The organism is Aquabacterium sp. (assembly GCF_014378415.1).
In the GTDB taxonomy this organism is placed as follows: Bacteria; Pseudomonadota; Gammaproteobacteria; order Burkholderiales; family Burkholderiaceae_C; genus Aquabacterium.
This window is the reverse complement of the sequence record NZ_JACMNS010000082.1, coordinates 1-2,837: the sequence shown is the minus strand read 5'-3', so window position 1 is coordinate 2,837 and position 2,837 is coordinate 1. Positions and strand designations below refer to the sequence as shown.

The 2,837-nt window shown below is 63.3% G+C and carries 4 protein-coding genes; 1 reads left to right on the top strand and 3 read right to left on the bottom strand.

What is annotated here, in order from left to right; genetic code table 11:
* From H7225_RS07605 to H7225_RS07595, 3 genes are all read right to left on the bottom strand, one after another.
* On the bottom strand, positions 1 to 239 hold a 239-nt coding region (locus H7225_RS07605), incomplete at its 3' end, for an ATP-binding protein (RefSeq protein WP_290660451.1).
* A complete protein-coding gene (gene mnmA, locus H7225_RS07600) occupies positions 236 to 1,342 on the bottom strand; it encodes a tRNA 2-thiouridine(34) synthase MnmA (protein WP_290660449.1) in 1,107 nt (368 codons plus the stop codon). The genes mnmA and H7225_RS07605, both read right to left, overlap by 4 nt.
* On the bottom strand, positions 1,339 to 1,893 hold the full coding sequence (locus H7225_RS07595) for an NUDIX hydrolase (protein ID WP_290660447.1): 555 nt from the start codon (positions 1,891 to 1,893) through the stop codon (positions 1,339 to 1,341). The genes mnmA and H7225_RS07595 overlap by 4 nt, the downstream gene beginning before the upstream one ends.
* 187 nt (positions 1,894 to 2,080) lie before the next feature.
* Here H7225_RS07595 and H7225_RS07590 point away from each other — a divergent pair.
* The coding region (locus H7225_RS07590) for an NAD(P)(+) transhydrogenase (Re/Si-specific) subunit alpha (protein ID WP_290660445.1) at positions 2,081 to 2,837 on the top strand (757 nt) is incomplete at its 3' end.

Sequence of the window (2,837 nt, the reverse complement as noted above, 5' to 3'; positions counted from 1 at the left end):
GGCGCGTCTTCACGGTAGGTGGTGCCGACGACCGCGCGCGTTTTGTCGTGCACGCCAAAGACCAGCCAGCCCGACTCGGCACCGTGCAAGTTCACTTCGTTGGCAATGGCCGAGAAGTATTTGCCGATGTCCGACATTGAAAAGTTGTCGTTGGCCTCTTTGAACTCAACGACTTCGCTTTCGCCTGTGTCCAGCAGGTGGGCCAGCAACGCTTGCAGTGACGCCTCGTCGCGTGTCATGAGTTGATCACACCACCACCCAGACAAACCTCGCCGTCATACAGCACCGCCGATTGTCCCGGCGTCACCGCCCATTGCGGCTGCGCAAAGCTCAATCGCAGGTGTGTGTTGTCGGCGGCCTCAATCGAACAAGCCGCATCGGCCTGCCGATAGCGCGTCTTGGCCGCGCAAGGCCCCACGGGCGGCGCCACGCCCGCCACCCAGCTCAAATCATCGGCCGTCAGCGAGTGCGATTGCAGCCAGGGGTGATCGTGCCCCTGCACCACGTACAGCACATTGGCCGCCATGTCTTTGCGGGCCACGAACCACGCGTCGTGCTCACCGCCACCACGCGGCGCGCCTTTTTCTTTCACACCGCCAATGCCGATGCCCTTGCGCTGGCCCAGCGTGTAAAAACTCAAGCCCACATGCTCGCCCAAAATGCGGCCCCGGTCGTCCTCGATCACGCCCGGCTGGTTCGACAAATACTGGTTCAAAAACTCGCGAAATGGCCGCTCGCCAATGAAGCAGATGCCGGTCGAATCCTTCTTCTTCGCGTTGGGCAGCTTGATCTCGTCAGCAATGCGCCGCACCTCGGTCTTGGGCAACTCGCCCACGGGGAACATCGTCTTGCTCAGCTGCGCCTGGTTCAGGCGGTGCAAAAAGTAGCTTTGGTCCTTCAGCGGGTCCAGGCCCTTCAGCAACTCAAACCGGCCACCGCGTTCGCGCACTCGGGCATAGTGCCCCGTGGCGATCTTCTCGGCCCCCAGGCGCATGGCGTGGTCCAGAAAAGCCTTGAACTTGATCTCGGCATTGCACAGAACGTCGGGGTTGGGCGTGCGGCCGGCCTGGTACTCGCGCAAAAAATCGGCGAAGACGCGGTCTTTGTAGTCGGCCGCAAAGTTGACGTGCTCGATCTCGATGCCCAACACATCGGCCACGCTGGCCGCGTCCAGAAAATCCTGACGCGTCGAGCAATATTCGCTGTCGTCGTCATCTTCCCAGTTCTTCATGAAGATGCCGATCACCTCGTGCCCTTGCTGCTTGAGCAGGTGGGCGGTCACCGCCGAATCGACGCCGCCGCTCAGGCCCACGACGATGCGCTGCGGCCGGGCGGTGCTCATGCCGAGCGGACGGCGGCCGGGGGTGCGAAAACGCTGTCGTGGATGGTCAGGATGGACAAGGGATAGCGCGCGCCCGACAGGTACGTTTCCAGGCACTCCAGCACCAGCGGGCTGCGGTGGCGCTCGGGGCAGGCGCGGATCTCGTCGGCCGTCATCCACACGGTGCGCACGATGCCTTCGTCCAGCGCCAGGGTCGGATCGGGTTCGGACACGGTGCCAAAGAAAGTCAAACGCAGGTAGGTGATGTCTTCGCCGGTGCGCGTGCGCCGAAAGCGCGACATGTACATGCCCAGAAAGCCCTGCGGCGTGAGCTGGCACGCGGTTTCTTCCAGCGTCTCGCGCATCACGCCCTGAATGGGCGATTCGCCCGGGTCCAGGTGGCCGGCCGGGTTGTTCAGCAACAGGCCATCGCTGGTCTGCTCCTCTACCAGCAGAAAGCGACCGTCGCGCTCGACCACCGCCGCCACAGTGACGTTGGGCTTCCAGCGTTGCGAGGGAACAGGGGGGGAGCCAGCCTTGGCCTCCGCTTCCAAAATTTCGACGGTCTTCATGAGCGCAGGATTATCCGTCAATGGTGTGTCGATGTGTGGCGATCGTGATTCTTCACGATGTGACAACGCTCACCCTCACATTCGAGGGTTTGGCCGCCATGGTGACACGGAGAATGGGGGATTGTTGTGTATGCTGGCGGGTTTGGCGCAAATGGCGCCTGCCGCCCCCCCTAAATTAGGAGACAGTATGCTGATTGGCATACCCTTGGAGACCGCTGTCGGTGAAAGCCGCGTGGCCGTGACCCCCGAGACGGTGAAGAAATTGACAGCGCAAGGGCACACCTTGCGCGTGCAGTCGGGTGCCGGCATTGCTGCCAGCGTGACCGACGAAGCCTACGCCGCCGCTGGCGCCGAGATCACCGACGTGGCCGGCGCGTTTGGCGCCGACATGGTGCTCAAGGTGCGCGCGCCTTTCGCGAATGAGCTGTCGCTGACCAAGTCTGGCACCGTGGTGGTGGGCATGCTCAATCCTTTCGACAAGGATGGCTTGCAGGCCATGACCGACGCCAAGCTGACCGGCTTTGCGCTGGAGGCCGCGCCCCGCACCACCCGTGCCCAAAGCATGGACGTGCTGTCCTCGCAGGCCAATCTGGCGGGCTACAAGGCCGTCATGATTGCCGCCGACAAGTACCAGCGCATCTTCCCGATGCTGATGACCGCCGCCGGCACCGTCAAGGCCGCCCGCGTGGTGATCCTGGGCGTGGGTGTGGCTGGTCTGCAGGCCATCGCCACGGCCAAGCGCCTGGGCGCCGTCATTGAAGCGTCTGACGTGCGGCCCTCGGTGAAGGAACAGGTCGAATCCCTGGGCGCCAAGTTCATCGACGTGCCTTACGAGACCGCCGAAGAAAAAGAAGCCGCTGAAGGCGTGGGGGGCTATGCCCGCCCCATGCCCCAAAGCTGGCTGGACCGCCAGAAGGTGGAAGTGGCCAAGCGCGTGGCCAATG